At 35.8% G+C, this 2,205-nt stretch carries 1 protein-coding gene; it reads right to left on the bottom strand.

The window, feature by feature from the left end; translation table 11 throughout:
• Window positions 1-135: 135 nt before the first annotated feature.
• Entirely contained in the window at window positions 136-1,557 is a 1,422-nt protein-coding gene (locus CYL18_RS18895) for an IS110 family transposase (RefSeq protein ID WP_104851011.1), read from the bottom strand.
• Window positions 1,558-2,205 lie beyond the last annotated feature (648 nt).

Raw genomic sequence — 2,205 nt, 5'->3', positions numbered from 1 at the left:
TACTTAAATGTAGTGTAGTGCTTTGATACCTTGAAAAGTATCTTTGAAGTTGAAAAACCACCTAAAATATCACAAATAATAGGTGGTTTTTTCTCATTTAAAGCACTTAGGCTTTTTGTGCTTTATGATTACTTTTTATTTTATTAGCTTCGTTTCGGTCTCGTTATTTCTAAAATAAAGATTATCTGGTTCTATGCCGCAAGCTTTGGCGTGTGAGATTGGATCGTATTTTACATTGTTTTTTAAGAGTGTATAAATAAGAACAGCTATTTTGCCGCATAAATGTCCGATTGCTTTTTTCTTGTTCATTCCTTCATTTACCTTGCGGTCATAGTAGGCTTTGAAGACTGTAGGTTGTTTTTTTCCGTTTGCCAATATAATTAAAGCGATTTGGTAAAGGACTCTCCTGGCATCTCTAACACCACTGTAAGTCTGTCTTGTACCAGTTACAGACGTCCCTGATTGTTTATTTTCTGCAGATACACCGAGATATTTTTTGAACTCTTTATATGTACTAAATCGTTCAACGTCACCTATAACTCCAATCAGTGTACAGGCGATATTTTCGCTCACATAAGGAAGGGACATTAGAATTTCTGTATATGGGTGAGGATCTAACCCTTTATCAGGGTCTCCCCATAAAAGTTTATGTATTTCTTGGTCAATATGCTTGAGACTCTCTTCTAGTCGTAAGGCTTCTTCTATAATCCAATTTTGTCGCTCTACAAGATGTTCAGCTGGAACTGCGATTGTATTAGGCATCACTTTAGCTAATATGTTAGCTGCTCGTTTAGCGACACTTTTGGCACCAGCTTTTAATAGGAAATGATATATTTCTTCTGTTGTGGCTTCTTTCAAATGAAGTCCCGTAGGGTACTCTAAGACTAACTTGAGAACAGACGTGCTGGATAGACTCTTAAAGGCTTTATTCAAATCAGGATGAGTGACTCTTAAAAGCTGTTGAACTTGGTTCTTCCGACGAGTTAGTTGTACGTTTAAATACCATCTATCCCTCATAACTGTTCGAAATAAGGATTGAAGGACTGATTGAGGTCTAATAAGCGTTACACCTTGCATATGTGGATGAAGTTGCTTGTGCCACCCCATATAGGCCATTACTTTGGCATCCATTGAATCAGTCTTTTCAGAGATTCCTAAGTTTTTCTTTCGAAATTCTCCTACAGCACTGTTCTCAACTTGAAATAAATCATAGCCTTCAGTTAAAAGGACTTGTTGTACTAAGTAAGAATAATGCCCACCTGTGGGTTCTAATAGAATTAAAAAGTCTCTTTTCGTAAATGAAAATTGATTTTCGATTTTTTCAAGAGCTGTTAAAAACTCAGCGATTCCAGAACTATCAGCGTTAAATTTCATTGTCTTTGTCCGTTTCCAAGCAATACCTTTAGGATCTAAGAATGCATCAAACGGAATACAGGATGCAACGTGAAAGCTTGCTCCAATATCAATACCGACATAAAACTGATAAAAATTACGCTGTCCTGTATGGCTGTTATGCGTGTCATTTCCATAACTAAATGGAGTAATGGTAGTGTTCATCATTTCTCCTCCCAGTCGCAGTATGACATATCTGACTATCCAAGTTTCCGTGAGAGCTTATGCCCATTGTAGTATGTCAGGATTATATCGCCAGATATTAAATCTCATATTTAACACAAGAGTCTAGCTTCCTAGCTCCAACCAACGGTAGAGTTTCAACTGCTTTATATTATATTGTTTTTGGATTGTTCTATATAGTCTCTTAAACAAAATATAAATTACGACACAACTATCAAAATTCCTCCTTAGAAATAAAAAAATCCTGTAAAAAATACAGGAATTGATTTTGATTATTAAATTGGGGTGCAGTGCCGTTTTGGTGTGTAAGTGGAGTGCCTCACATCAATATTAGAGGTCTAATTATAGCCCCATTCCAATAAGTCGGAATCACTATAAGGGTCACTGCACAACACAATTTTACATCACTTTTAACTATAAAAAAACCCAATGTCCTCAAACTAACGGTAGGGTTCCACTAAATTAGTGATCCCACGTTTAAGTCAAAGGTACATCGGTATTTCTATTATACAGTTAATTAATCGAATAATGAATATATTATCCGATACAATGGATTTAATACACTTGGCATACAGTAGTATGTAGTGCTTCAAATCATCTTTGAATTGGTGTAAAGCATTACGGAAACTA

Source organism: Pradoshia eiseniae, from assembly GCF_002946355.1.
Taxonomy (GTDB): Bacteria; Bacillota; Bacilli; order Bacillales; family Pradoshiaceae; genus Pradoshia; species Pradoshia eiseniae.
The sequence above is the reverse complement of the archived record's forward strand: the minus strand, read 5'-3'. Positions and strand labels throughout refer to the sequence as shown.